This window comes from Gordonia sp. J1A (assembly GCF_055393515.1).
Genome location: NZ_AP041607.1, coordinates 1,135,263 through 1,162,059, shown reverse-complemented (window position 1 = coordinate 1,162,059; position 26,797 = coordinate 1,135,263). Strand labels below are relative to the sequence as shown.

General features: G+C 69.4%; 24 protein-coding genes and 1 tRNA gene. 8 read left to right on the top strand and 17 right to left on the bottom strand.

Annotated features, from left to right (window positions below; genetic code table 11):
• Positions 1–42 precede the first annotated feature (42 nt).
• Positions 43–882, bottom strand: coding sequence for an undecaprenyl-diphosphate phosphatase (locus ACZ5QD_RS05425; RefSeq protein WP_278127330.1), 840 nt, complete (start codon positions 880–882; stop codon positions 43–45).
• A gap of 57 nt (positions 883–939) precedes the next feature.
• Here ACZ5QD_RS05425 and ACZ5QD_RS05420 point away from each other — a divergent pair, with 57 nt between their 5' ends.
• Both ACZ5QD_RS05420 and ACZ5QD_RS05415 read left to right on the top strand, forming a co-directional pair.
• Positions 940–1,980 (top strand): YncE family protein, encoded by a 1,041-nt coding sequence (locus ACZ5QD_RS05420; RefSeq protein ID WP_062367487.1) that lies wholly within the window; start codon positions 940–942, stop codon positions 1,978–1,980.
• A 43-nt stretch (positions 1,981–2,023) separates the two neighbouring features.
• A complete protein-coding gene (locus tag ACZ5QD_RS05415) occupies positions 2,024–3,124 on the top strand; it encodes a quinone-dependent dihydroorotate dehydrogenase (RefSeq protein ID WP_278127329.1) in 1,101 nt (366 codons plus the stop codon).
• Positions 3,125–3,142: 18 nt separating this feature from the next.
• On the opposite strand, the gene ACZ5QD_RS05410 is transcribed toward ACZ5QD_RS05415, so the two are convergent.
• Together ACZ5QD_RS05410 and ACZ5QD_RS05405 are read right to left on the bottom strand one after the other, a co-directional pair.
• Positions 3,143–3,682: a YbhB/YbcL family Raf kinase inhibitor-like protein gene (locus ACZ5QD_RS05410; protein WP_006894911.1), complete on the bottom strand. Its 540-nt coding sequence runs from the start codon at positions 3,680–3,682 to the stop codon at positions 3,143–3,145.
• 39 nt (positions 3,683–3,721) lie between these two features.
• Positions 3,722–5,053, bottom strand: coding sequence for a M20/M25/M40 family metallo-hydrolase (locus ACZ5QD_RS05405; RefSeq protein WP_006894910.1), 1,332 nt, complete (start codon positions 5,051–5,053; stop codon positions 3,722–3,724).
• 92 nt (positions 5,054–5,145) lie between these two features.
• Here ACZ5QD_RS05405 and ACZ5QD_RS05400 point away from each other — a divergent pair.
• Positions 5,146–5,231 (top strand) — tRNA-Leu (locus ACZ5QD_RS05400).
• 121 nt (positions 5,232–5,352) lie between these two features.
• Entirely contained in the window at positions 5,353–6,708 is a 1,356-nt protein-coding gene (locus ACZ5QD_RS05395; RefSeq protein WP_464367157.1) for a ClC family H(+)/Cl(-) exchange transporter, read from the top strand.
• A gap of 61 nt (positions 6,709–6,769) precedes the next feature.
• Here the strand turns inward: ACZ5QD_RS05395 and ACZ5QD_RS05390 are convergent, their stop codons facing one another.
• The 7 genes from ACZ5QD_RS05390 to ACZ5QD_RS05360 form a co-directional block, all read right to left on the bottom strand.
• The gene (locus ACZ5QD_RS05390) at positions 6,770–9,373 is read right to left on the bottom strand and encodes an MFS transporter (RefSeq protein ID WP_278127328.1); all 2,604 of its coding nucleotides are present in this window, start codon (positions 9,371–9,373) and stop codon (positions 6,770–6,772) included.
• A gap of 104 nt (positions 9,374–9,477) precedes the next feature.
• Entirely contained in the window at positions 9,478–10,290 is an 813-nt protein-coding gene (locus ACZ5QD_RS05385; protein ID WP_464367156.1) for a YceI family protein, read from the bottom strand.
• Between the two features lie 2 nt (positions 10,291–10,292).
• Complete coding sequence (locus ACZ5QD_RS05380) at positions 10,293–11,075, bottom strand: MSCRAMM family protein (protein ID WP_464367155.1); 783 nt, start codon at positions 11,073–11,075, stop codon at positions 10,293–10,295.
• A 27-nt stretch (positions 11,076–11,102) separates the two neighbouring features.
• Positions 11,103–11,612, bottom strand: coding sequence for a MarR family winged helix-turn-helix transcriptional regulator (locus ACZ5QD_RS05375; RefSeq protein ID WP_278127325.1), 510 nt, complete (start codon positions 11,610–11,612; stop codon positions 11,103–11,105).
• 284 nt (positions 11,613–11,896) lie between these two features.
• Complete coding sequence (meaB, locus tag ACZ5QD_RS05370; protein ID WP_278127324.1) at positions 11,897–12,916, bottom strand: methylmalonyl Co-A mutase-associated GTPase MeaB; 1,020 nt, start codon at positions 12,914–12,916, stop codon at positions 11,897–11,899.
• The gene (gene scpA / locus ACZ5QD_RS05365; protein ID WP_045540130.1) at positions 12,913–15,159 is read right to left on the bottom strand and encodes a methylmalonyl-CoA mutase; all 2,247 of its coding nucleotides are present in this window, start codon (positions 15,157–15,159) and stop codon (positions 12,913–12,915) included. The genes meaB and scpA overlap by 4 nt, the downstream gene beginning before the upstream one ends.
• The gene (locus ACZ5QD_RS05360) at positions 15,156–17,060 is read right to left on the bottom strand and encodes a methylmalonyl-CoA mutase family protein (RefSeq protein WP_464367154.1); all 1,905 of its coding nucleotides are present in this window, start codon (positions 17,058–17,060) and stop codon (positions 15,156–15,158) included. The genes scpA and ACZ5QD_RS05360 overlap by 4 nt, the downstream gene beginning before the upstream one ends.
• Before the next feature lie 114 nt (positions 17,061–17,174).
• On the opposite strand from ACZ5QD_RS05360, the gene ACZ5QD_RS05355 reads away from it, so the two are divergent.
• From ACZ5QD_RS05355 to ACZ5QD_RS05345, 3 genes are all read left to right on the top strand, one after another.
• On the top strand, positions 17,175–17,945 hold the full coding sequence (locus ACZ5QD_RS05355) for a TVP38/TMEM64 family protein (RefSeq protein WP_464367153.1): 771 nt from the start codon (positions 17,175–17,177) through the stop codon (positions 17,943–17,945).
• Positions 17,946–18,022: 77 nt separating this feature from the next.
• A complete protein-coding gene (locus tag ACZ5QD_RS05350) occupies positions 18,023–18,625 on the top strand; it encodes a hypothetical protein (protein WP_039866799.1) in 603 nt (200 codons plus the stop codon).
• Entirely contained in the window at positions 18,622–19,179 is a 558-nt protein-coding gene (locus ACZ5QD_RS05345) for a hypothetical protein (protein WP_278127320.1), read from the top strand. The genes ACZ5QD_RS05350 and ACZ5QD_RS05345 overlap by 4 nt, the downstream gene beginning before the upstream one ends.
• A 4-nt stretch (positions 19,180–19,183) precedes the next feature.
• Here ACZ5QD_RS05345 and ACZ5QD_RS05340 read toward each other — a convergent pair whose 3' ends face one another.
• Positions 19,184–19,981: a serine/threonine protein kinase gene (locus tag ACZ5QD_RS05340; RefSeq protein ID WP_464367152.1), complete on the bottom strand. Its 798-nt coding sequence runs from the start codon at positions 19,979–19,981 to the stop codon at positions 19,184–19,186.
• Positions 19,982–20,064: 83 nt separating this feature from the next.
• On the opposite strand from ACZ5QD_RS05340, the gene ACZ5QD_RS05335 reads away from it, so the two are divergent.
• Positions 20,065–20,889: a DUF3097 domain-containing protein gene (locus ACZ5QD_RS05335; protein WP_006894890.1), complete on the top strand. Its 825-nt coding sequence runs from the start codon at positions 20,065–20,067 to the stop codon at positions 20,887–20,889.
• Between the two features lie 7 nt (positions 20,890–20,896).
• Here the strand turns inward: ACZ5QD_RS05335 and ACZ5QD_RS05330 are convergent, their stop codons facing one another.
• From ACZ5QD_RS05330 to ACZ5QD_RS05305, 6 genes are read right to left on the bottom strand one after another with little or no spacing between them, the layout of a single operon-like run.
• Positions 20,897–21,952 (bottom strand): ferrochelatase, encoded by a 1,056-nt coding sequence (locus ACZ5QD_RS05330; protein ID WP_006894889.1) that lies wholly within the window; start codon positions 21,950–21,952, stop codon positions 20,897–20,899.
• Position 21,953: 1 nt separating this feature from the next.
• Positions 21,954–22,787: an NADH-dependent enoyl-ACP reductase InhA gene (gene inhA, locus ACZ5QD_RS05325; protein ID WP_006894888.1), complete on the bottom strand. Its 834-nt coding sequence runs from the start codon at positions 22,785–22,787 to the stop codon at positions 21,954–21,956.
• 59 nt (positions 22,788–22,846) lie between these two features.
• The gene (gene fabG1, locus ACZ5QD_RS05320; RefSeq protein ID WP_006894887.1) at positions 22,847–23,581 is read right to left on the bottom strand and encodes a 3-oxoacyl-ACP reductase FabG1; all 735 of its coding nucleotides are present in this window, start codon (positions 23,579–23,581) and stop codon (positions 22,847–22,849) included.
• A gap of 16 nt (positions 23,582–23,597) precedes the next feature.
• Positions 23,598–24,590, bottom strand: a complete 993-nt coding sequence (locus ACZ5QD_RS05315) for a VWA domain-containing protein (protein ID WP_006894886.1) — start codon at positions 24,588–24,590, stop codon at positions 23,598–23,600.
• Positions 24,590–25,528: a DUF58 domain-containing protein gene (locus ACZ5QD_RS05310; protein WP_412475698.1), complete on the bottom strand. Its 939-nt coding sequence runs from the start codon at positions 25,526–25,528 to the stop codon at positions 24,590–24,592. Before ACZ5QD_RS05310 ends, ACZ5QD_RS05315 begins: the two co-directional genes overlap by 1 nt.
• Complete coding sequence (locus ACZ5QD_RS05305; protein ID WP_412475697.1) at positions 25,515–26,738, bottom strand: AAA family ATPase; 1,224 nt, start codon at positions 26,736–26,738, stop codon at positions 25,515–25,517. The genes ACZ5QD_RS05310 and ACZ5QD_RS05305 overlap by 14 nt, the downstream gene beginning before the upstream one ends.
• Positions 26,739–26,797: the final 59 nt, after the last annotated feature.

Below are 26,797 nucleotides of genomic sequence, written 5' to 3'. Positions count from 1 at the left end.
ACACAGGTTACTGCCGCACGTGAATCGGGCCCGTCGACGCGGTCACGCCCCGATCGCGCCCACCTGCAGCAGGACGATGACGAGCAGGCCGAGCGCCACGCGGTAGGTCGCGAACCAGACCATCGAATGGTGCGAGACGAACTTGAGCAGCCACGCGATCGAGACGTAACCGAGCACGAAGGCGATGAGAGTGGCCACCGCGATCTGCGAGCCGCTCGCGGCCAGGCCCTCCCCCGCGGGTTCGAACACGTCCTTGAGGCTGAACAGTCCGGAGGCGAGAACCGCCGGAATCGCGATCAGGAAGGAGAATCGGAACGCCGCCTCGCGTTCGAGGCCGACGAACAGACCCGCGCTCGCCGTCGCACCCGACCGCGAGACTCCGGGGATCAGCGCCAGACACTGCGCCGCGCCCATCACGAGGGCGTCGCGCCGGGTGATCTTCTCGAGGGGCCGCTCGCGCGTTCCGACGTACTCGGCGGCGAGGAAGACGAAGGAGAACAGGATCAGCATGATCGCCACCAGCCAGAGGTTCCGGCCTGCGGTGCGGATCTGGTCCTTGAAGACGAATCCGAGCACACCGATCGGGATGGTGGCGAGAATCACGTACCAGCCCAGCCGGTAGTCCAGACCGCGCCTCGTCCGATCCCGCAGTCCCGCGAACCACGCACCGACGATCCGCCAGATGTCCTTGGCGAAGAAGATGAGAACCGCGAGTTCGGTGCCGAGCTGGGTGACCGCGGTGAACGAGGCACCGGCGTCGTCACCGAACCAGATCTCCGAGATGATGCGCAGGTGGGCCGAGGACGAGATCGGCAGGAACTCCGTCAGGCCCTGGACCGCTCCGAGGACGATCGCCTGGAGCCATGTCATGGTCTCAGTCACGGGGGCTGATGCTACCCATCGAACGGGTCACACATCGGCATCGCGCAAGATGGTGTCATGCGCGCGCGAACCCGACTCACCGCCCTGCTCGTGGCCGTGGCCACGGCCTCCGCCCTCACCGCCTGCGGTCAGTCCGACGACGGCTCCGCACAGAATGTGCCGACTGTCACACCCGCGACACCTGCCGAATCCCCGGCCGACGCCGCCCGCCCGGCGGGCGCGGTCGTCGCCGCGGACGCCGCACGCGCCGTGGTGGCCGGGCACGGTCAGCAGTCGCGGGTCGCGCTGCTGTCGAACGACGGCCGAACCGTGCAGATCTTCACCGATCCGGGCGCCCCGGGTGCGCCCGCGCCGACCTCGGTTCCGGTGCCCGGTCTCGCCGCGCTCACCGCCTCCGGCGACGGTTTCGTCGGTGCCGGAGAGAGCGGGATCGTCCGCATCGATCCCGCCGGCTCGGTGACTGTGACGAAGGCGGATCTGCCCGGCGCACTGTCGGTGGCGACCACCGAGGACGGCCGGACGCTGGTCGGCACCGACCGCGGCCACGTGCTGGTGCTCGACCGCGACGGACAACAACAGCGCGACATCGGCGGGTTCGTCCGCGTCGACGACATCACCGTGGCACCTGCGACCGCCGGCGATCGTGCCGGGCAGGTCGTGGTCCTCGATCGGGCGCAGTCGGCGGTCACCCCGGTCGACATCGACTCGGGGGAACTCAAGGCGGCGCTGCGCGCCGGCGACGGGGCGACCACCTCCATCGTCGATCGATACGGCCGGGTGCTGGTGGCCGGTACCCGCAACAACGAGGTGTACGCGTTCTACGGGCAGCCGATCGTGATGCGCATGCGGGCTCCGGTCGCCGACAGCCCGTACGCGCTGGCCTTCGACAACCGTCGCAACCTGCTGTGGGTCTCCAGCACTGCCACCAATGAGATCGCCGCCTATGACGTCTCCACCGGAGAGGTCATCGAGAAGCACCGGTTCGCGAGCGTCCCGCAGGTCACCTCGATGGACGTCGACCCGGTCAGTGGTTCACTTCTGGCGGCCTCGGGCCGCGACGGCTCACTCCAAGTGATCGCGGCCGATGCGGTCCGGTGACCGCCCCGTACCCGACCTCGCACTCACGACGAAGGCTCTCACGATGCTCAGCACACTGAACCGGATCCTCTACCCGCTGGTCTTGAAGGTCATGTTCCTGCTCGACCCCGAGCGGATCCACGCGATCACCGCTCAGGTGATCCGCCGCTGCGGCTACGCGCCGGGAGTGCGATCGCTGATGGCGAAGCTCTTCGCCACCGATGACCCGATTCTCCGCAACGAGGTCTTCGGGGTCTCGTTCCCCGCACCGATCGGACTGGCCGCCGGCTTCGACAAGAACGCGTCGAGCGTCAACGCGTGGGGGCAGATGGGCTTCGGATTCGCCGAGATCGGCACCATCACCGGTCAGGCGCAGCCGGGCAACCCCGCTCCCCGTCTGTTCCGGCTGCCCGCCGATCGGGCGCTGATCAACCGGATGGGCTTCAACAATCCCGGTGCGGACACCGCGGCCCGCGCGCTGGCTCAGCCCCGGCCCGGACCGGTCCGGGTCCCGATCGGCGCGAACATCGGCAAGACCAAAGTGGTTCCGGTCGAGGATGCCGTCGACGACTACCGGCACAGCGCCCGGACACTCGGGCCCCTGGCGGACTTCGTGGTCGTGAACGTCAGCTCGCCGAACACTCCTGGACTGCGCGACCTGCAGGCCGTCGACTCGCTGCGGCCGATCCTCGCGACGGTCCTGGACGTGGTCGACAAGCCGGTGCTGGTGAAGATCGCACCCGATCTGTCGGACGAGGACGTCGACGCCGTCGCCGACCTCGCCGTCGAGCTGGGCGTCGCCGGCATCGTCGCCACCAACACGACCATCCGGCGCGATTCCCTTGTGACTCCGCGGGCCGAGGTCGAGGCCTGCGGCGCGGGCGGACTCTCCGGACCGCCGGTCGCCGACCGGTCGCTGGAGGTGTTGCGCCGCCTGTACCGACGAGTGGGCGGCCGGGTGGCGCTGGTCAGCGTCGGCGGGATCGAGACCGTCGACCAGGCGTGGGAACGCATCTGCGCCGGCGCCGACCTGCTTCAGATGTACACCGGATTCATCTACGGCGGACCGGTCCGTCTCCGGGAACTGCACGAGGGCATCGCTGCGCGGCTGCGCGCGGGCGGCTACTCCTCGATCCGCGAAGCCGTCGGCTCCGCGGCGCAGTGAGCCGCCCGGCGGCGCGCCCTACTCGGCGGGCTGTTCGAAGACGCCGGTGAGGATCCCGCGCGCGATCGCGCGCGAGTAGAGGTTGAAGCCGAGGAAGGCCGGAGTCGCCTCGGCGGGCAGTTCCAACGATTCGGTGTCGACGGCGTGCACGGCGAACATGTAGCGGTGCGGACCGTGACCGGGAGGCGGACCGGCACCGATGAACTGCTTGAGGCTCGCATCGTTGTTGAGCGTCACGGCACCGGCGGGCAGATCCGCCGACCCCGGCGACCCGGCGCCCGTCGGCAGCGAGGTCACCGACGCCGGGATGTCGGCGACGGCCCAGTGCCAGAAGCCGGAAGCCGTGGGAGCGTCCGGATCGAAACACGTCACGACGAAGCTCTTGGTCTCGGCGGGGAAACCCGACCAGCTCAGCTGCGGGGAGACGTCGTCTCCGCCCGCGCCGAAGATCCCCGAGACCTGCGGCGTCGGGAGGGTCTGGCCCTCGGCGAAGTCGCTCGATGTCACCGTGATCGCCGGCAACTGGGGTAACGCGTCATACGGGTCGTATGTCGTCACTATCGCATCCTTTCGACTGTCCGCACCCGGCCGTTGTCGTCAGCAGTTGCGGAGAAAATGCTCGAAAACCTTGGTACCGAACACGATCGAGTCTACGGGCACGCGTTCGTCGACGCCGTGAAAGAGCGCGGCGAAATCGAGTTCGGGAGGCAGCCGAAGCGGAGCGAAGCCGAAGCACCGGATCCCGAGCTTCGCGAAGGCCTTCGCGTCGGTGCCGCCCGAGAGCATGTACGGCACCGTCCGGCCGTCCTCGTCGTGCGCGAGGATCGCATCGTTCATCGCGTCGACGAGATCGCCGTCGAACCGCGTCTCGTAGGGATCCAGGTGGGTGATCCACTCGCGCTTCACCTTGGGGCCGATCAACTCGTCGATCGTGCGCTCGAACTCGGCCTGCCTGCCGGGCAGCACGCGGCAGTCCACGACGGCCTCGGCGTGCTGGGGAATGACGTTCGCCTTGTAGCCGGCCGACAGCATCGTCGGGTTCGCGGTGTCCCGGAGGGTGGCGCCGATGATGCGGGCGATGTTCCCGATCTTGAACAGGGCGGACTCCAGATCCGGCGTCTCGGGACTGAAATCGAGGCCGGTCTCCTCCGACAGTGCCTCCAGGAACTCCCGGACCGACTCGGTCATCACCAGCGGGAAGCGGTGCGCGCCGATGCGGGCCACCGCGGTCGCGATCTCCGTGACCGCGTTCTCGGCGGCGAGGAACGAACCGTGGCCTGCCTGCGCGTCGCAGGTGAGCCGCATCCACGACAGTCCCTTCTCGGCCGTCTCCACGAGATACAGACGCCGCACACCTCCGTCCGGGCGGTCGACGGTGAGGGAGAACCCGCCGACCTCCCCGACGGCCTCGGTGATGCCCTCGAAGAGATCGGGGCGGTTCTGCACCAGCCAGTGCGATCCCCACGTGCCACCGGCCTCCTCGTCGGCCAGGAAGGCGAAGACGATGTCGCGCGGCGGAACGGTGCCCTCACGTTTGAACTGGCGCGCCAGTGCGAGCGCCATGCCGGCCATGTCCTTCATGTCGACCGCGCCTCGGCCCCAGACGTAGCCGTCGCGGACGGCGCCGGAGAACGGGTGGACGCTCCAGTCCTCCGCCTCCGCGGGCACCACGTCGAGATGCACGTGGATCAGCAGCGCACCGCGGTCCGGATCGGCGCCCGGCAACCGCGCGAACACGTTCCCGCGTCCGGGCATGCCCGACTCCACGTATTCGGTGGCGTAGCCGACCTCCTCGAGCCGCGCCGCCACCCATCTGGCGCACTCCGCCTCCCCCTTGGTGGTCTCCGGCTGTCCGGTGTTCGACGTGTCGAATCGGATCAGCGCACTCACCAGATCGACAACTTCATCGGTCGCTCGCAAGCCTGTCACCTCTTCATTCGTAGGCGATTTGGGATACGGGGGCAACCGTGGTTATTGTTATCCCGCGCAAAGCGGTGCGGAGCGCACGAACAACAGAACAAGTCCGAGTGGCGGAATGGCAGACGCGCTAGCTTGAGGTGCTAGTGTCCTATTAACGGACGTGGGGGTTCAAGTCCCCCCTCGGACACACCTCTCCGGCGGCGGCGACATCGATCGAATCGATGTCGCCGCCGCCGTTTTCGACTTCGACGGTGGTCGCGTCCGCTGCGGTTCGGCGCGACCGCGAGCGGCCGGACGACGATACAGTCATGTGCGTGGACAGGGACCCGGCGAGCAAGACGGAAGACTCCGATTTTCCCGGCACCCGCGTTCTGGTGCTTCTCACGTGTGTCGCCCTCGTCGCCGGCGCGCTGACCGGGCTGGTCGGCGGAGCCTTCCGCTGGACTCTCTCGTGGGCCGAGGAGCGTCGCGCCGATCTGGTCGACTGGGCCGGTGATCACGGACTCGGCGGCGCGCTGATCGTCATCGCCGTGGCCGCGGCCTCCGCGGCCGCGGCGGTGGCGATCGTGCGACGGATCCCCCTCGCCGCGGGCAGCGGCATCCAGCAGGTGGAGGCCGTCGAGGACGATGAAGCGCCCGCCGCGCCGTGGTCGGTGATCCCCGCCCGGTTCGCCGGCGGCGTGCTCAGCATGGGCTTCGCGGGAATGGTGCTGGGCCGCGAGGGCCCCACCGTGCACATGGGCGCGGCGATCGGCGCGGCCGTCGCACGCCTGATCCGTGCGACGTCGGACGAGATCCGGGTGATGCAGACCGCCACCGCCGGCGCCGGACTCGCCGTGGCCTTCAACGCCCCGATCGGCGGTGCACTCTTCGCCTTCGAAGAGGTCGCCAAGAAGATCCGGCTGCGCTACGCGGTGTGGACGCTCACCGCGGTGGCGGCTGCCGTCGCCTGCAGCCGGCTGATCCTCGGCGACGCTCCCGACTTCCGGGCGGGCGGGATCGACAATCCGTCGCCGGACCGTCTGTGGGTCTTCCTCGTCTTCGGTGTCGTCGTCGGCGCCCTCGGAGTGGTCTACAGTCGGCTGCTGCTCCTGTTCGTGGATCTCGCCGCGCGCATCAGAGTGCCAGCGGTGGTTCTCGGCGCCCTCGTCGGCGCGGGCATCGGCATCCTGGCGATCACCGTGCCCTCGGCGGTCGGCGGCGGCGACGACCTCGCCCAACGGCTGCTCGACGCCCAGCGGACGGCATTCTGGATGATCCTCGCGATCATCGCCATGCGGTTCGTGACCGGACCGGTCTCCTACGGCACCGGAGCGCCCGGCGGTCTCTTCGCCCCGATGCTCGCACTGGGAGCGCTGACGGGAGCCGGCTTCGGCCGGATCCTCGAAGCGCTGTACGCGCCCTTCGGCGATCTGACGCCTGCGCTGGTGGTGGTCGGAATGAGCACCTTGTTCGCGGCGGTGGTCCGCGTACCCCTCACCGCGATCGTCCTGGTGGTGGAGATGACCGCGGTGACGGCACTGACGGTGCCCATGGCGGTGGCGGTGACCGCCGGTGTCGCGACCGCCTCGCTGGCCGGGTCGAAGCCGGTCTACGACGCACTGCGCGAACGATACCTGCGCGACATCGGCGTCTCGGGCGTCGCCGTACGCCCGCACGACTGACAGCGGCGCGGACGCCACCGAAGATCGGTGACGCCCGCGCCGCGTGCCGGGTCTGCCGCGGTCAGCCCTGTCTGCTGCCGACCCCGGTTCCGAGCGTGATGTCGAGCGTGTTGTCGCCGTCGGCGGTCACCGTGGTCTGCACCGCGCGCGGCTCGTACATGCTCGCGACGACGGTGAACCTGTCGTCGGTGAGACCCTCGATGCGGTAGCGCCCGTCGGCGTCGGTCCGGGCCGTGGCGACGATGGTCCGATCCGAGCCGATCGCCGACACGGTCGCTCCGGCAAGCGGAGTGCCGTCCGCGGCGCGCACGTACCCCTGGACGCCGCCGATGGCGTCGAGCACGATGTCGATCGCCACGGCGTCTCCGGCGGTCACCAACTCGCTGCTCGCCTGGTAGCCGGGCGCCGAGGCGGTCACCGCCACGGTGTCGCCGTCGGTGAGGCCGCCGATCGAGAACTCGCCGTCCGAGCCGGCCTGCGCGGTGGCCAGCACCGAACCGGTCTGATCGGTCACGACCAGCCGTGCGGGCAGCGGGCGCTGGGCGTCGCGGACGCGCCCGGTCAGCACGGCTGCGCCCGAGAGCGAGAAGTCCCGGCGCAGTCCCACGTCCCCGACCGTCGACACACCGACGGCCTTGGGGCCGCGTCCCGGCGCGGTGGCGATCACCGTGTACGCCCCGCTCTCCAGTCCGCCGACTCGGTACGAACCGTCCTCGGCGACGGTCGCGCCGCCGGCCTGCCGTCCTTCGCTGTCGGTGACCGTGATGGCCGCCCCGGCGAGCGGCGCACCGTCCGGACCGGTCACGGTTCCGGACAGCTGAGCGCCCGACGGGGAAGCGAAGCTCTCCGACGGCGTCTCGGCGACGAGGGCGACCGGCGATCCGACACCGGCGTCTCCGGCGACCGCGGCGATCTCGGCGCCGACCGTCTCATGGCTCGCCGTCAGCGGCTTCCGGGCGCCGGTGAACACCGACGCGATCGCACCGAGCACGCAGCAGATCAGGGCGAAGGTGAACGCGGCGGTGAGACCGTCCGCGAACGGATCGCTGATCAAGTGCGGGAAGAAGTCCAGTCCGGTCAGATGCTCGACGCTGGCCTGCGGCAGTCCGTTCAGCGCCTGGCCGCCGACCTGCTGGATCGGGTTGTAGCCGAGGAACGCGGCGAACAAGATGCCCACGGTCGGCAGACCGGCGATGGCCTGCGCGGGTTGCGCGGGCATGCCGTTGGCGGTGAGACCGTCGAACATCGCCGACGGCAGCGTGCTCGAGAGACCCGCGATCATCAGCGAGAAGAACAGACCGATCGACAGGACCATCGCCGCGTTCTGGAAGGTCGTCATCATCCCGGCACCGGAGCCACGCGAGGTGACCGGCAGGCTGTTCATCACTTCGGCACGGTTCGGGGAGGCGAACAGGCCCATGCCGATGCCGTTGACCACGAGGATCACGGCGAACACCCAGTAGTCGAAGTCGACGGGGATGGCGATGAGGGCAGCGAAGGTGCCCGCGGTGATCAGCAGACCGAGGGTGGTGAACCACTTGGTGCCCAGCTTGTCCGAGAGCGCGCCCGACACCGGCGCGGAGACCAGGAAGCCCACGGTCATCGGAACCATGTAGATGCCCGCCCACAGCGGTGTCTGCGAGTAGTCGTAGCCGTGCTGCGGCAGCCAGATGCCCTGCAGCCAGATGATGAGGATGAACTGCAGACCGCCGCGCCCGATGGACGCCATCAGGTTCGCGATGTTGCCGAAGGTGAACGACCGGTTGCGGAACAGCGACAGTTCGAACAGCGGGCTGTCGACGTGCATCTCGATGAACACGAAGACCGCGAGGACGAAGGCACCGCCGACCAGTGCGGCGAGCACCCAGGGGTTGCTCCAGCCCATGTCCGATGAGCCGTACGGCTGGATGCCGTAGGTGATGCCGACGAGGATCGCGATCAAGCCGACGGCGAAGGTGAGGTTGCCCCACCAGTCCATCTTGGCCTTGCGGCGCTCGCCGGTGTCCCGCAGCTTCAGGTAGGCCCAGATGGTGCCCACGACGCCGAACGGAACGGAGACGAGGAAGATGTAGTGCCACTGGATCGGGGCCAGCACGCCGCCGATCAGGAGGCCGAGGAACGAGCCGGCGATCGCCGCGACACCGTTGATGCCCATCGCCAGACCGCGCTGGTTGGCCGGGAAGGCGTCGGTGAGGATGGCCGATGAGTTGGCCATCAGGAAGGCGCCGCCGACACCCTGGATGACGCGCCAGAAGATCAGCCAGATGGCGGCCTGCGACCCGTCGAACCAGGTGATCGCCAGGAAGATGGACGAGACGGTGAACACCGCGAAGCCCATGTTGTACATGCGCGCTCGGCCGAACATGTCGCCGAGCCGGCCGAAGCTCACCACCAGGACCGCGGTGACGACGAGGAAGCCCATCATCATCCACAGCAGGTAGCTGGTGTTCTGGGGTTCGAGGGGATTGAGGTTGATGCCCTTGAAGATGTCGGGCAGGGCGATCAGCACGATGGAACTGTTGATCGTGGCGATCAACATGCCCAGGGTGGTGTTGGAGAGCGCGATCCACTTGTAGTGGGGACCGAGTTCTTCGAGGGTCTGCTGGCGGGCACCGCCGGCCGGGCCTGTGCCGCCGGCGGTGTCTGCAACTGTTTTGGTCGACATGCGAACCTTTCAGGACTAATGCGGTGAATCAGTGCTTGCGGTGAATCAGTGCTTGCGACGGTTACGCCGAAGATCGGGTGGGCCGTGCGCCGCGGAGGCGTCGATCACGTCTCCGGCGAGCGGACGGCCTGGATGTCGAGCCGGACGCGAGCGGTGTTGCCGATCTGCGCGGCTCCGCTGACGAGCTTGTCGTCGAAGCTGATCCCGAAGTCACGGCGCCGAAGGGTCGCCGTGGCTTGGAAGCCGGCGCGGACGCCGCCCCACGGGTCCTCGGTCTGCCCGAGGAAGATCAGCTCGAGCGAGACCGGGACGGCGGTGTCACGCAGGGTCAGCGTTCCCTCGAGCGTCCAGGTCTCGTCGGACGCCGGGCGCACCCGCTCGGCGTGGAAGAGGGTCGTCGGGTAGCGCTCGGCGTCGAAGAACGCACTCGATCGCAGCACCTCGTCGCGCATCCGGTTGTCGGTGTCGATGCTGGCGGTCGAGATCTCCGCCGTCACCGACGACTGCTCCGGATAGTCGCCGACGACGATGGTGCCCGTGAACTCGGTGAAACGGCCGCGGACGGTCGCGATCCCGAGGTGACGGACGCTGATGTCGATGGTCGAATGCGAGCCGTCGATCTCCCAGCGGCCGGCCTCGGGGGTCGGCGATCCGCCGACCCGGGCGAGAGTGACCTCGCCCAGACCGACCGCGCCGGGACCGGACACGACGGCGGTGCGAGCGGCCGGCTGGAAGCCGTCCGCGGCGGCGACCACGGTGTACATCCCCGCGGCCAGGTCGTCGACGCGAATGTGTCCGTCGCCGTCGGACCTGACGATCGCCGCCTGCTGTCCCTCCTGCGACATGACGGTCACCACGGCGGTGTCGATGCCGCGGCCCGCCGGAGTCGCCACGCGTGCTGTGAGCTGTGCGGTCATGGTCACCGCCCCTGCACGCCGAGGACGAACTCGTGATTGACGAATCGTCCGGCCCGGACGTCGACGGTCGCGGCCACCGGCGCGTAACCGTTGGCCAGCACCGTGTAGTCGCCGGGGGTGAGATCGGTGAAGCTGTAGCGCCCGTCCTCGTCGCTGAACACACTGGCCGCCATTGAGCCGTCGGCGGCCAGCAGCGACACTTGGCTGTGGCCGATCACTCCCCCGTGCGCGTCGGTGACCAGACCGGACAGAGCGACGGCGGAGCGCATCTCGACGACCACCGGCTGCGAGGAACCCGCGGTGTGAGCGACGGTTCTGGCGGTCGCCTCGAACCCTGGCGCGTTCACCACCAGCGTGTATCCGCCCTCGGCCACGCCGCGCAGTTCCCATCGGCCGTCGGCGCCGGCGACCGCCGTCGCGACCACGTGCCCGGACGGGGCGGTCGCGGTCACCACCGCGCCGGCGATCGGTGCGCCGTCGGCGTCGCGGACGAGACCGCCGAGCGCGGAATGGGCGGACAGCACGATCTGCGTCTGGATCGGGGCACCGGCCATCATCGCCGTCACCGCCGCCGGTTCGTGCCCGGTCGCCCACGCGGCGAGCACGTACTGGCCGTCGGCCGCGACGTGGGCGGTGAACGACCCGTCGTGCCGCGCTGACGCGACAGCGACCTGACTCCCCTGCTGGTCGATCACCGTGACGGTGGCATCCGGGACGGATCCGCCGCGCTCGTCTCGGACGACGCCGCGAATCAGCCGAGAATGTCCATCGACTGCATTCCGCACAGAGTTCCTCCCTCGTTTCTCAGGCATTCAACGACTGGCCGGGTGCGCGGACGGCTGGGCCGCACCGGCTGTGACCAGCTCACACATCGTGTCGGCGAACAGTGCGATCGACCGGACCACCGATTCCCGTTCGCACTCCGGCAGCCGATTCAGGGCGGTCTCGTACAACGAGATCCGCTCCGAGTTGGCGTCCCGGACGTATGCCTGCCCGGCCGGCGTCAGATCGAGCATGCTGACTCGACCGTCGTGCGGATCGGGTGTACGCGACACCAGGCCCGCGCTCTCCAGCGAGGCGATGCTCTTCGACATCGACGCCGTGGTCACCTTCTCCCGCTCCGCGAGATCGGTGGGCCGCACCGGGGCGAGCTCGGCGATGGCCCACAGGGTGGCCGCCTGCGACGAGGTCAGCTGTTGCTGACCGACACCGCGCCGCACGGCGCGGGTCAAGCGGATCACCGAGAGCGACATCAGCGCACCGTCGGCGATCCGGTGCTCACCGTCCTCACGGTCCGCGCCGTTGTCCGTCACTGTTCGCACGCTCCGACATTTAGATAGTTGACTGCAGTTAAGTAATACTCAGCCAGACTAGACCCGGAAGAGGTCTGTTCAAAAAGTTCAGCGCATGTGAGATCCGCAACAAAGGCTTGCGTGATCGGGCGATTCGGACGCACGTGACATCTCGGCGCCCGCCGTCGTCTCAGCGCAAGCTCAGAGACTTAAGTTGCCAGAGATCAAGCATTCAGGCTTGAACAGCGATGAGGGCGGTCTAACAATGAGGGAGTCAACCCCGAGAACAGGGTGCGACCGACGCGCGGCGCGGGTCAGAAACCCGCGGCCCCCGCGATCCGCTCGGCTCCGAGAGTCGGAGTCAGCGTGCCCGAGAGCACTCCGGCCTCCACTTCACGCCGTACCGCACGGACCGCCGGGTCCTCCTCGAGGCGATTGAGCATCGCCTCGCGCACCATGCTCCACATCCAGTCCACCTGCTGTTGCGCTCGGCGCCTCTCGAACTGTCCGGCGGCCGAAAGCGTCTCGCGGTGCCGCAGGATCGCCTCCCAGTACTCGTGAACGCCGGTGTTCTCCAGCGCGCTCATCGTCAGCACCGGCGGATGCCACAACACGTCGTGGGGATAGATCAGCCCCAGCGCATTGCGCAGTTCGCGGGCGGCGCCCCGCGCCTCGTTGATGTGTTTGCCGTCGGCCTTGTTGACGACCACGATCTCGGCGAGTTCGAGGACACCCTTCTTGATGCCCTGCAGCGAATCGCCCGTTCGCGCCAGAGTGAGGAAGGTGAACACGTCGACCATGTTCGCGACGCTCACCTCCGACTGCCCCACCCCGACCGTCTCGACGAGCACGACGTCATAGCCCGCCGCCTCGACGAGCACGATCGTCTCGCGCGTCGCCTTCGTCACGCCGCCGAGGGTCCCCGAACTCGGGGACGGGCGGATGTAGGCCTCCTCCGCCGCGGACAGCCGGCCCATCCGGGTCTTGTCACCGAGGATCGAACCGCCGGTGCGGGTGGACGAGGGGTCTACCGCCAGCACGGCGACCCGATGCCCCAACTCGATGAGATGCATGCCGAGGGCCTCGATGGTCGTCGACTTGCCGACACCGGGCACGCCCGTGATTCCCACGCGGAACGACTTGCCCGCGTGCGGCCCCAGGTTCAGCAGGAGTTGCTGTGCCGCCGCCCGGTGATCCGGCCGGGCCGATTCGACGAGCGTGATGGCGCGCGCCAATTGGGCTCGGTTTCCCGACAGGACGCCCTCGGTCAGCGCGTCGACGTCGATCCGGCGGCCCGCCGGGCGGTCGGCCCGGCGGGACTGCGCGTCGCTCATTCCGCTGCTGCAGCCAGTTCCAGGCCCAGCTGATCGGCCAGCTTCCGGATCAGATCCACCGCGCTGTCGGCGATGACCGTTCCCGGCGGGAAGATCGCCGCGGCCCCGGCCCGGTACAGCTCGTCGAAATCGCCCGGGGGAATGACGCCGCCGACGACGATCATGATGTCGTCACGGCCGACGTCGGCCAGTGCCTTCTTCAGCGCAGGCACCAGCGTGAGGTGGCCGGCCGCCAGGGACGAGACACCGACGACGTGCACGTCGTTGTCCGCGGCCTGGGCGGCGACCTCCTCCGGAGTGGCGAACAGCGGGCCCACGTCGACGTCGAAGCCGAGGTCGGCGAAGGCGGTGGCGATCACCTTCTGTCCGCGATCGTGGCCGTCCTGGCCCATCTTCGCGACCAGCACGCGGGGGCGTCGGCCCTCGGCCTCGGCGAAGGCGTCGACGACGGCCATCGCCTCATCGATGTTGCTCACGGATTCACCTGCCTCGTTGCGGTACACGCCGCTGATGGTCCGGATCTCCGCCTGGTGACGGCCGAAGACCTTCTCCATCGCATCGGAGATCTCGCCGCCGGTGGCCCCGTGGCGAGCGGCGTCGATGGCCAGCGCCATCAGGTTGTTGTCGAGGTCGCTGCCGCCGGGCTCGGCGGCAGCGCGCGTCAGGTTCGCCAGCGCCGCCTCCACGGCCGACGAGTCCCGCTCGGCGCGCAGCTTCTCGAGCTTGGCGAGCTGTTCGGCCCGTACCTTGGAGTTGTCGACCTTGAGGACCTCGATCTCCTCGTCCTCGTCGACGCGGTACTTGTTGACGCCGACGAGGGGCTGCTGCCCGGAGTCGATGCGCGCCTGCGTGCGTGCGGCGGCCTCCTCGATGCGCAGCTTCGGCAGACCCTCGTTGATGGCCTGCGTCATACCGCCGGCCTCTTCCACCTCGGCGATGTGTGCGCGCGCCTTCTCCGCCAGCTGGTGCGTGAGCCACTCGACGTAGTTGGAGCCGGCCCACGGGTCGATGGGCCGCGTGGTGCCCGACTCCTGCTGGAGCAGCAGCTGGGTGTTGCGGGCGATCCGTGCCGAGAAGTCGGTCGGCAACGCGATGGCCTCGTCGAGCGCGTTGGTGTGCAGCGACTGGGTGTGCCCCTGAGTCGCCGCCATCGCCTCGACACAGGTGCGTGCGACGTTGTTGAACACGTCCTGCGCGGTCAGCGACCAGCCGGAGGTCTGCGAGTGGGTACGCAGAGACAGGCTCTTGGCGTTGCGCGGCTCGAACTTCGCCACCAGCTCACTCCAGAGCAGGCGGGCGGCGCGGAGCTTGGCGACCTCCATGAAGAAGTTCATCCCGATGCCCCAGAAGAACGACAGCCGCGGAGCGAACTTGTCGATGTCCAGGCCCGCTTCCAGTCCCGCCCGGATGTACTCCACACCGTCGGCGAGGGTGTACGCGAGCTCCAGGTCGGCGGTCGCGCCGGCCTCCTGGATGTGATAGCCGGAGATGGAGATGGAGTTGAACTTCGGCATCTTGGCGCTGGTGTACGCGAAGATGTCCGAGATGATCCGCATCGAGGGCGTCGGCGGATAGATGTAGGTGTTGCGGACCATGAACTCTTTCAGAATGTCGTTCTGAATGGTTCCGGCCAGCTTCTCCGGCGGCACGCCTTGCTCTTCGGCGGCCACCACGTACAGCGCGAGGATCGGCAGCACGGCGCCGTTCATCGTCATCGACACCGACACATTGCCGAGGTCGATGCCGTCGAAGAGCTGGCGCATGTCGAGAATGGAGTCGATCGCCACGCCGGCCATGCCGACGTCACCGGCCACCCGGGGGTGGTCCGAATCGTATCCGCGGTGGGTCGCGAGGTCGAAGGCCACCGACAGACCCTTCTGGCCGGCGGCGAGATTGCGCCGGTAGAAGGCGTTCGACTCGGCGGCGGTCGAGAATCCCGCGTACTGGCGGATGGTCCACGGCTGGTTGACGTACATCGTCGGGTACGGGCCGCGGATGAAGGGCGCCGCACCCGGGATCGAATCGAGCGGGTAGCCGCCGTCCTCGGCGGCCGCGTCGCGGTCCGCGCGGGTGAACACCGGCTGCACGTCGATCTGCTCGGGCGTGCTCCAGGTGACCTGATCGGCCGTGTAGCCGTTGGCACGGGCGAGCGCCTCGGTCTGCGCCGCACCCGAACCCGCGGGCTCAACGGCGCGGTCGCCGGTCAGCGCGACATCGGCGAAGTTCGGAACTGTGTTGCTCATGCGGATACGCTCCCGCCGTCGGTCAGGTGGTCGAGAAGTTCGGTGAGGGTCGCGACCGCGTCGATGCCCACTCGCAGCGAGCCGTCACACCGGTCGGCGGCCTCCGGCCACTCACGATCGGGTCCGGCCAGCAGCACGCGGTCGATTCCCGCCGCACGCGCCGCGGCCAGAGCCGCGGGACCGTCGCTCGCGTATCGCTTGGCCGTGCCGCACAGAACGGCGACCGTGGCGGCGTTCTCCGCAGCGAGGCCGGCGATCTGGTCGGGTTCGATCGGACCCGGATTGACTGCCGAGATCCCGCCGGCTGCAAGCAGATTCGCGACGAAAGTGGTGCGTCCGTTGTGCTCGGCGACACTTCCGAGCGGAAGCAGCAGGACGCTCGGGCGCGTCCGCTCCGCGTCGGCCCGGTCGCGGAGCGCCTCGAACTGTCGCGCCACGCGAGCGAGCTTCGGCGTCGCCGTCGCGAGGTCGACGGTCTGCGCCGTGCCCGCCGGGCGGGCGGCCTCGTCCAGGTTCGGAAACTCGCTGACACCGGTGAGCGGCGCTGCGCGGTGCGCGACTCGCAGGTCGCGTGCTGCGAGGGACTCGGCGATCTGCTCGCCGATCCAGCCGTCGGACAGGGCCGCCCGGTACCCGCCCCGGCGTTCGACCTCGGTGAAGACGTCCCATGCCGCCGCGGCGAGATCGGCGGTGAGCGACTCGACGTACCACGAGCCACCCGCCGGATCGAGAACACGGCCGAGGTTCGACTCCTCGAGCAGAAGCAGCTGGGTGTTGCGGGCGATCCGGTGAGAGAAGGACGCGCTGGAGGACCGTTCGCCCGCCGGAAGCGCGGCGTCGTAGCCGAGGACGGTCACCTGGTCGGCGCCGCCGACGCCGGCACCGAACGCCGCGACGGTGGATCGCAGCATGTTGACCCACGGGTCGCGCTGCGTCAGCATCGCCAGGTCGGTCACCGCGTGGGTCACGGCGGCACCGGCGTCCGGTTCGCCGAGCACGTCGGCCACCCGAGCCCACACGGTGCGCAGTGCGCGCAACTTGGCGATGCCGGCGAACTGGTCGTCGTCGACCGAGACCCCGAAGGTGATCTGTCCGAGTGCCTCGGCCCGGCTGCGGCCGGCCGCGACCAGGTCGCGGACATGTGCCACGGCCGCGGCCACCGAGAGCCCGAGTTCCTGCGGGTTGTTCGCTCCCGCCTGACTGAAGTCGGTGCCGTCGACCCGGAAGGTGCGTACCCCTTCCGGAGCGTCGGCGGCCAGCGCGGTCGCGGCGTCGACGTCGACGGTGGCCCGTCCGGAGAACTGCGCCGTGTACGGCGACAGCCCCAGGCTCTGCACGTTCGCGATCGTGGAGGGCGCGGCCTGCGGCGCCACGGGTGCCGCGACGCGAGCTTCCAGATACGCCCGCGCCGCCTCGATCCCCTCGGCGCCGGCGTCCAGGGTCACCGGCATCAGGTCGAGGTACACGCCGCGCAGTGCCGTGGCGATCCCGTCGGCGCCGATGCCGCCGTCCACCTTGAGCCACAGCCCGCTGGTCCCATTGCCCGCGGCGTCGAGAATCTGCTCGTTGACTTCCTCGGCGCTGCCGCCCTCGTCGCCGAAACGCTCGGTCACCCGCCAGCCGACGTTGACGTCGCGCACCGGATCGGCGCCGCGCACGAACGGGAACTGTCCGGGCAGTCCCGACTCGGCGACCTCGTCCTTCCGGGTGTAGAGCGGGCGGACCACGGTGCCGTCGCCCGTCGTGGTGGACAGCAGGGCCTCCGCGGTGTCGGGGAGTTCATCCGCCGAGACCTTGCGTGCCTTCGCCAGCACACCGGCGGCCGCTTCGGACCATTCGTCGTACGCCTGCCGCAGCGCGTCGGCGCCGCGCGGCGCCGCGGGGTCGTCACTTGCCGTCATCGGCTCGCCTACCTCCAAAGCTCGACCATCTGAAGTTTCGTCGTAGGGAACGATAACCGATCAAACGCTCGGGCGAACCTGGGGGATGTGATCTGACCCGTAAACTACTCCCTCGTGCGCATCAATTCACCGCGGTCCGCCGCTCCGGTCGAACAGCCGGTGTCCCTCGATGGCACGACCGCCGAGGCGCGCCGGGACCGGCCGGCCCGCAAGCGGACGGACGTCACCCGGACAGCGCTGATCCGCGGCGGGATCGTCATGGCCGCGGTGGTGGCGATACTGGTCGCCGCGTACTTCATCCCACTGCCGTCGATAGCGACCGCGCGCGCCTGGTCCGAATCGCTCGGGCCGTGGTTTCCGGCGCTGTTCTTCCTCGCCTACGCGGTGGTCCCGATCGGTCCGGTTCCCCGGACGGCGTTCACCGTGACGGCGGGTGTGCTGTTCGCGCCGGCTCTCGCCTTCGCCGGAGCGACGGTGTCGTCGACGATCGCCGCCGTCGCCGCCTTCCTGCTCGCGCGGCGGCTGGGACGGGAACGGATCCGCCCGTACCTGCGCCATCCGGTGATCGCCACCGTGGAGTATCGCCTCGAGCGCCGCGGCTGGCTGGCGGTCGGGTCTCTGCGCCTGATCGCGGTGTGTCCTTTCTCACTGCTCAACTACCTCTCGGGGCTGTCGAGCATCCGACTCCTCCCCTACACGGCCGCGACCGTGATCGGGATGACTCCGGGCAACGCGGCCCTGATCTTCCTCGGCAATGCACTGACCGGCGAAGGCAGCCCGATCAGCCTGGTCTTCTCCGCGGTGCTGTTCTCTATCGGTGTCATCGGGTTGATCGTCGACACCCGCATGCCCGTCAACGGGTCACAATCAAGCAAAAACACTTGATTCTCCCAGTTTCAAGCCTTTATGCTTGATGGATTCGTCGCGCGCCCACGCCAAGCGGACTCACTCGGGAGGTGACCGTGTTCGTTCTGACCGCCGATCAACGGGGCAGCCGTACCGGACGCGATCGGGTGCCCGAGGTGCTCGCCCGCTCCGGCCCGGGCATGATCCGACCGTTCGAGCGGACCGCGGGCGATGAAGTGCAAGCGGTGTTCGAGTCCCCCGATCACTTGGCTGTGCTCGCCGTCGACCTCGCCGCCTCGGGCGACTGGAGCGTCGGCATCGGGGTGGGCACCCTGGAGGCTCCGCTGCCGCCGCAGACACGCGCGGGGCGCGGGCAGGCCTTCCTCGACGCCCGTGACGCCGTGGAGGCGGCGAAGAAGAACCGCTGGCATCTGTGCGTTCGCGGGGTGTCGCCGTGGTGCGATCATGCCCAGACCGCCGCGTGGCTCCTGCTCGACGTCCTGCTCGACCGCTCCGAGGCCGGTCGCGAGGCGGTGTCCCTGGTCGCGGCCGGGTCGAGCCAGTCCGCGGCGGCGGATGCCCTGGGCATTTCGCCGCAGGCCATGTCGCTGCGACTGCGGCATGCGCGCTGGGATGTGCAGCGTCCGGCGGAGGAGCTGTTCCGCCGACTGCTTCAGACCGCAGACGGCGTCAGCCCGCTGCCGGAGGTGAGTGAATGATCGCGATCATCGTCCTGCTACTGCTCGCGATCGCGGTGTCCGCGGGCACCTCGCTGGTTCGGCGCCGCCTCGTCGACGACCCCGAACGGTCCGACTCCGCCGTGCTGGCGACCGATGTGATCGCGGCGGCGGCGAGCGCGGCGCTCATCGCCGCGGCTGCCGTCGTCGCCGCGGTCGGCGCGCCGTCGTCCGGCGCCGGGCTGGTCGCCGTCCACGTCGTGGCGGTGATCGCCGCGGCGACCACCGGATCGAGCGCGGTCCGCGTCGTGCTGGTGCTCGGCGGGATCCCGACCCGGGCCGACAACCACGACGACGAACCCGAGGCACCGCTGCGCGGCGGCCGGATCATCGGCATGCTCGAACGCACGGCGGTGGCGGCGTCGCTGCTTCTCGCGTGGCCCGCCGGCATCGGGATCACCCTCGCGGTGAAGAGCCTGGCCCGGTTCTCCGAACTTCGCGCTCCGCGTGCCAGCGAACAGTTCATTCTCGGCACGTTCGCCTCTGTGCTGTGGGCGGCGGCGTTCGCGGGAATCGGCTGGCTGGCGGGCGTCTGAGCGGTCAGCCGGCGCGGAACCGATAATCGGCGATCAGTGTGTTCACCGCCGCCGACCGCGCTCGGCGTGCCAGCGCCGCCAGACCGCGCAACCGCTCGTCGGCGGTCGCCAACTGCGACCCGGAGTCGCCCAGCTCCCCCGTTCCCGTCAACGACACGATCGCGTCGATCTGCGCGGCGCTCGCCAGCACCCGGTCGACACGGGGATTGTCGTGCGGCGGCAGATCGATGGTCGACGCCGAGACCCGAGCGGCCAGCGCATCGCGCAGGTCGGCCGGCGAACCACGCCTGCCGCCGAGTGCGGCGATCGAGGTCGCGGCCTCGGCGACCGCGCTGCGCAGTTCGTACTCGACCTCCCCCAGCGGGCTGTCGGAGAGCAACGCCCCGACCGCCACGTCACGGTCGTAGCGCATCGACTGCCATCGGCAGCGCTCGGCCGTGCCGATCGGGACGAGCGCGAGCGCACGCATCGCTCCGGCGGCGGGCGTACTGGGACCTTCGGGTTCGCGGTCGTCGATCAGAATCACCTCACCCGCCGCCATCGCGGCATCGGTGGGGCGTCCCGGCGGCAGTCCCTGGGCATCTCCGGGCGCGGGCAGTCGCACGCACATCGCGTTGGCGCCCGACACCGCGCCGAGCAGGTCGAGGATGTCGCCTCCGGGGTCGAGCTCGTGCACCTGCGCGTAGTCGTGAAGGGTGTGCAGGACGTCGTCGGCCGAGCAGCGGCCGGCCTCACGCGCGGCCGCCCACACCGCCAACGCGCTCGCCGGCCACGACCGCAGCATCAGGGAGGAACTGGTCATCCAAGCCAGAATACTCGGCGACTCGGCGGTCACCGGAGCGTCGCGCCCGCCGATCCCGACGCCGGCCCCTACCCTTGGAATCCGTGTTCGATGATCGATACGGCCGCGACGTGCTGTCCTCGCCCCGCAAGACCAAGCCGAAGGCCCCCGAAGTGGCCGCCGAGCGCGATCTGGTGGTCGAAGACGCGGCGACCGGATTCTGCGGCGCCGTGGTGGGTCTGGAGAAGAGTTACGCCGGCGACATGGTCCGGCTCGAGGATCGCCGCGGGCGGACCCGCGTGTTTCACATGTATCCGGCCGCATTCCTCATCGACGGCAAGCCGGTGACTCTGGTCCGGCCTCGCGGGCGCGGCCCGGTCCAGCCCACGCGGACCGCCTCCGGCTCGCGCGCGGCGCCCAAGCAACGGGCCCGCACAGCGCGCTCCAGCCGCATCTTCGTGGAGGGGGTGCACGACGCCACGCTCCTGGAACGGGTCTGGGGCGACGACCTCCGAGGCGAGGGCGTCGTCGTCATCAGTCTCGACGGCCTCGACAACCTCGACGACGCGCTGGCCGACTTCGAGCCCGCACCGCATCGAAGGGCCGGTGTGCTGGTCGACCATCTGGTCGCCGGCACGAAGGAGGCCAAGCTGACCGCCGAGGTGGGTCCGCACGTCCTCGTCTGCGGCCACCCCTACGTGGATGTCTGGCAGGCCGTGAAGCCCGCGTCCGTCGGCATCGACGCCTGGCCGGTGATCCCGATGGGCACGGACTGGAAGACCGGCATCTGTTCCGAACTCGGCTGGGGCACACCGCAAGACGGTTGGCGGCGCGTTCTGGCGGGCGTGTCGAGTTTCCGGGATCTGGAAGTCCCGCTGCTGCGCAGCGTGGAAGAGCTGATCGACTTCGTGACGGTGGATCCGAGCTAGCCGGACATCACGGCCGGCTGCTCGGCCGCCGCGCGGGAACACAGCAGTCGGGCCGGCACAGCGCACCGTTGTCGCCACAGCCCATCGCGGTGACGTCTCCCCCGCCGTCCGCATACCGCTCGATCAGGTCGACGATCATCGAGAGGAAGACGGGGTCGGTGCCGACCGTCGGTACGCGCACGTATCCCATGCCGAGCTCGGCTGCCAGTTCCCTGGCCTCGGAGTCCAGATCCCAGATCACCTCGAGGTGATCGGAGACGAAGCCGATCGGCATCACCGCCACATCGGTGACGCCGCTCTCGCGCAGCTCTCGCAGGTGATCGCAGATGTCCGGCTCCAGCCACGGCACCTGCGGCGGACCGGATCGCGACTGCCACACGACGTCGTACTCCTGCAGGCCCACCGAGTGCGCCACCGCCGCGGCGGCGGCCTTCACCTGCAGCGAGTACAGGTGTCCGCCCTCGGCCGCGGGCCCGGCGTTCCGGTCGGCGGCCGCAGGAATCGAATGCGCGGTGAACACCACGCGTGGCGCCGTGCCGAAGGAACCCAGGGCCGTGCGCAGCGCATTCGCCGAGGCCTCGATGAACTTCGGCTCGGCGCTGAACTGCGGCAGCTTCCGCAGTACCAGCCCGGCGTCGTCCAGCCCCGTCGCCGACAGCGCTCCCGCGATGTCCTCGTGGTACTGCCGGCAGCCCGAATACCCGCCCCACGCCGAGGTGGGGAACACGAGTACCCGCCGGTGCCCGTCGTCGTACATCCGGCGGGTGGTGTCGGCGACGAGCGGATGCCAGTTGCGGTTGCCGAAGTAGATCGGCAGGTCCCGGCCACGTCGCCCCAGCTCGGCGCGCAGCGCCTCGATCATGTCGAGGTTGAGACGGTTGATCGGCGAGACCCCGCCGAAGTGCAGGTAGTGCTCCACCACCTCGTCGAGGCGTTCGCGCGGCACGCCGCGGCCGCGCGTGACGTTCTCGAGGAAGGGCCGCACATCCGCCGGCTTCTCCGGCCCGCCGAACGACAGGAACAGCAGCGCATCGAATGCGCCGCCGTCTTCCGATCCGTGCATCTCAGCCGAGGAAGTTCTCGGGGAACCAGGTGTTGTGGCTGGCTCCGCCGTCGACGTAGATGATCGATCCCGTGGTGCCCGGGAGGAAGTCCGACAGCACGGCGCACACACTGGTGCCCACCACGCCCGGGTCGTCGACGTTCCAGCCGATCGGCGAGGCTCCGTCCCAGTACTCGTTGAGCATGTTGAGCTTGCGCGCATCGTCGGTCGCGGTGCCGGAGATGGCCTTGGCCGCCAGCGTCTTGATCGGTCCGGCCGCCACGAGGTTGGAGCGGATGCGCTTGGCCTCCCCCACCTCGCGCGCCACGTAGCGGTTCACCGATTCGAGTGCGGCCTTCGCAACGCCCATCCAGTTGTAATCGGGCAGAGCCGTGCGCGGATCGAAGTCCATGCCGACGATCGAGCCGCCCTCGTTCATCACCGGAAGCGCGGCGCGGGCGAGCGAGGCATAGCTCCACGCGGAGATCTCGAACGACTTCGCGACGTCCGGGCCCGGCCCCTCGAGGAAGGGCAGCGCATCCGGGCCCATGAGCGTCTTGGGCGCGAACGCGATCGAGTGCACGAGACCGTCGATCCCCTGGGGCGCGAGCTCGCGCACCTTGTCGGCGAGGGCCCCGAGGCTCTCCTCGTCGGTGACGTCGAGCGGGATGGCCGGCGGCACCTCCTGCGGCAGCCGCTTGGCGATCCGGTCGATGAGGCGCAGCCGCTCGGGGATGCCCGTGATGATCACGGTGGCACCCTGCTCCTGGGCGACCTTGGCGGTGTGGAAGGCGATCGATGCATCGGTGATGATGCCGGTCACCAGAATGGTCTTGCCTGCGAGGATTCCGCTCACGAAAAGCTCCTGTGGGGGGTGAGTGAAGAAGTGTGGAAGGCGGCGCCGGTACCGGCTCGTCAGTGGCCCATGCCCATGCCGCCGTCGACCGGGATGACCGCACCGGTGATGTATCCGCCCTGATCGGACGCCAGGAAGCTGATGGCCGCCGCGACATCCTCGGGCTTACCGGTCCGGCCCAGCGGAATGGCCTGCTTGGCCATCTCGATGTACCGGTCCTCCATCGCGGCGGTCATGTCGGTCTCGATGAATCCGGGAGCGACGACGTTCGCGGTGATGTTCCGCGACCCGAGTTCGCGCGCGATGGAGCGAGCCAGGCCGATCAGGCCGGCCTTCGACGCCGCATAGTTGGCCTGTCCCGGGATGCCGGAGGTGGCCACCACCGAGCCGAGGAAGATCATGCGACCGAACCGCGCGCGCTGCATCCCCTTGGTCGCGACCTTCGCGCAGCGGAAGGCACCGGTCAGATTGGCGTCGATGACCTTCTCGAAGCTCTCTTCGCTGAGCCGCATGAGCAGCATGTTGTCGGTGATGCCCGCATTCGCGACCAGCACCTCCACCGGCCCCTGATGCTCAGCGACCTCGGCGAAGGCCCGCTCCACCGACTCGGTGTCGGTCACATCGCACTGCACGCCGAACAGGCCCTCGGGCGCCCCCGAGCCGCGGTGGGTCACCGCCACCTTGTGCCCGTCGGCGGCCAGACGCTGCGCGACGGCCAGGCCGATGCCGCGGTTGCCGCCGGTGACGAGCACCGAGCGCGGGGTCTGGGCGGGAATCGATGAATGCTCTGCCATGGTTGATCAACCTATCTCAGGGGAGGCGCCGGTTCAGGAGCAGGGCGGCGAATGTGCCTGCGACCGCCAGCAGCGTGCCCGCGATCAGCCAGGGCCTCGAATTGTCGCCGCGTTCACGCTCGTAACCGATCTGTTTCTGCAGCGTGGAGTACACCTTGTTCAGTTCGTCGAGGCTCGAGGCGGTGAAGAACTCGCCGCCGGAGAGGTTCGCGATCTTCCGCAGCGATTCGTCGTCGACCGGGACCGGCACCCGCTCCACGCCTCCGCCGGGAGTTTCGAGATCGACGGTGCCGGTCAGGGTTCCGAAGGAGATGGTCGACACCGGAATGCCCTCCTCCTTGGCCTTGCGCGCGGCGGTGAAGCCGCCCCGGGGGTCGTCCGGGCTCTCGGGGACGGTCTGCTTGCCGTCGGAGAGGAGGACGATCCGTGCCGGTGGAGCACCCTCGGGCCCGCCCAGCACCGCGTTCAGTGTCTGGATCTGCTGCAGCGCCGCGAAGATGCCTTCTCCGGTCGCCGTCTTGTCAGCGAGTTTGAGCCGGTCCAGCGCGTTCTTGGTCGCGGCGTGGTCGGGTGTCGGCGAGACGAGGGTCGACGCCGTGCCCGCGAACGAGATGAGCCCGAGATTGACTCCGTCGGTGAGTTCGTCGGCGAACCGTTTACCCGCGGCCTGAGCCGCTTTGAGCCGCGACGGCGCCACATCGGTGGATTTCATCGAATTCGACACGTCGACGACGAGCATGACCGTCGCACGGTTGCGCGGCACGTCGCGCTCGGCCATCGGTCCGGCCATCGCGATCGTCAGCAGCACCAGACCGGTCAGCAGCACCGCGACCGGCACATGGCGGAAGCGGTCCTGGTTCTTCGGAGTCACCGACCGCAGGAGGTCGAGGTTCGCGAAGGCGAGCGCCCGCGCCCGCCGCCGTCGCATCACGTAGACATAGGCGACGATCAACGCGACCACCAGCAGCGTAGAGAACAGCCACCAGGGGTGGGCGAACAGATCGCTCATCAACGCACCCCCGCCGCCATCGTCCGGCGGCGCATGCCGACGAAGCGGACGGTGTCGGCGATCCAGTCACGGTCGCTGCGCAGGGACAGCACCGGGCCGCCCGCGCTGCGGAAGGTCCGCAGCACCTCGGCCCGGTGTTCGGCGGCGGCCCGCGCGTAGTCGGCCCGCACCTGCGCGGTGACGTCGACGTCGACCACCTCACCGGATTCGGCGTCCCGGAGCGTCACCGGTCCCACCGGCGGCAACTCCACATCACGCGGGTCGAGCACCTCCACGCCCAGCAGGTCGTGATGCGCGCCGATCGCGCGCAGCGAGCGGGCCCAGTCGATCTCGCCGAGGAAGTCGCTCACGACCACCGCCAGTCCGCGCCTGCGCAACGGGCGGCGCAACGCCTCCAGTCCGGCGTTCAGATCGCCGCGCACTCCCGGAGCGCTCCGCCGAGTGGTCGCGATCGCCTTCAGCAGGGCCTGGTCGTGAGCGCGGCCGGCGCGAGCCGGTATCCGCACCACGTCGTCGCCCGTCACGATGATCGCGCCGTGCCGATTACCGCCACCCGCCGTCAGATGCACGATCGCGGCCGCCGCGGCGATCGCGATGTCGCGTTTGGCCCGCCCGACGGTCCCGAAGTCGAGGCTGGCCGAGGCGTCGACCACGAACCACGTCTCCAACTCCCGGTCGGCGATCATCTGCCGTACATGCGGCGTCCCGGTGCGGGCGGTCACCGACCACTCCATCCGCCGGATGTCGTCGCCGGGCTGATACTCGCGCGCCTCGCCCGGTTCGGAACCCGGTCCGGGGATCAGGCCCAGATGCTCGCCCTGCAGCACACCGTCGAGCTTGCGCCGGACGGTGAGCTCGAGAGACTTCAGCGAAGCCGTCAACTCGGGGTCGGTCAGTGTTCCCGCCGCGAACGACGGCAGCCCGTCAGTGGCCGGCATTGCCCGGCTGAACCGTCGGCGACTGCTGGGCGGCCGGGGCCTGCGCCGCGGGAGCCTGCGGACCCGACTGCTGCTGGCCCGACTGCTGCTGGACGTGCGGCTGCTGCACGGGCTGCTGCGCCGCATGCGGCTGCTGGACCGGCGGGCTCTGGACCGGCTGGGCCGGCGCCGCGGAGACCTGCGGGAGACCGATGGTCTGCAGCACCCGAGTGATGATGTGATCGGGCGACACCTCGTCCGCCAGCGCGTCGTACGACAGCACGAGGCGATGCCGCAGGACGTCGGGAATCACCTCGACGACATCCTGCGGGATCACGTAGTCGCGCCCGTGGATCAGCGCGAGGGCGCGAGCGGCGGCGACGATGCCGAGCGTCGCGCGCGGGGACGCACCGTAGGCCAGCCACTGGTCGACCTCGCCGAGCCCGACCTCCGCGGGCCGCCGGGTGGCGTTGATGACCCGGACCACGTAGTCGACGAGCGCATGATGAACGAAGACGTTGGCCGCGAGCTGCTGCAGTCGGATGGTCGCCGCCGGGTCGAGGATCTGCGACGCCGTCGGCGGGACGTTGCCCATCCGATAGACGATCTCGCGCTCCTCCTCCACCGACGGGTAGTCGACGAGGACCTTGAACAGGAAGCGGTCGCGCTGCGCCTCCGGCAGCGGATAGACGCCCTCGTTCTCGATGGGGTTCTGCGTCGCCATCACCAGGAACGGATCGGGCATGGGGTAGGTGGAGCCGCCGATCGACACGTGCCGCTCGGCCATCACCTCGAGCAGCGCCGACTGCACCTTGGCCGGGGCGCGGTTGATCTCGTCGGCCAAGACGAAGTTGGCGTCCACCGGGCCGAGCTCGGTGTCGAACTCCTCGCGTCCCTGCCGGTAGATGCGAGTACCGATCAGGTCGGAGGGCACCAGGTCGGGAGTGAACTGCACGCGGGAGAAGCTGCCGCCGATCACCGTGGCGAAGGTCTCGACCGCCAGCGTCTTCGCGACGCCGGGCACCCCCTCGAGCAGGATGTGGCCGCGGGCCAGCAGACCGGTGAGGATGCGCTCGACCAGCTTGTCCTGGCCGACGATCACCCGCTTGACCTCGAACAGAGCGCGTTCGATCAGTTTCGCGTCTTCCGGGGTGAAAGACAGTGTCCCGGCGGCGGATCCCTCCGTCGCCGCGCCGCTGCGGTCCTGTCCGCTGCTGCCTGTTGAAGTCAAGCCGATGCTCCTACCGGTCGAGGCCTGCGATGTACCGACACCCACACTAGCGGGCGGGG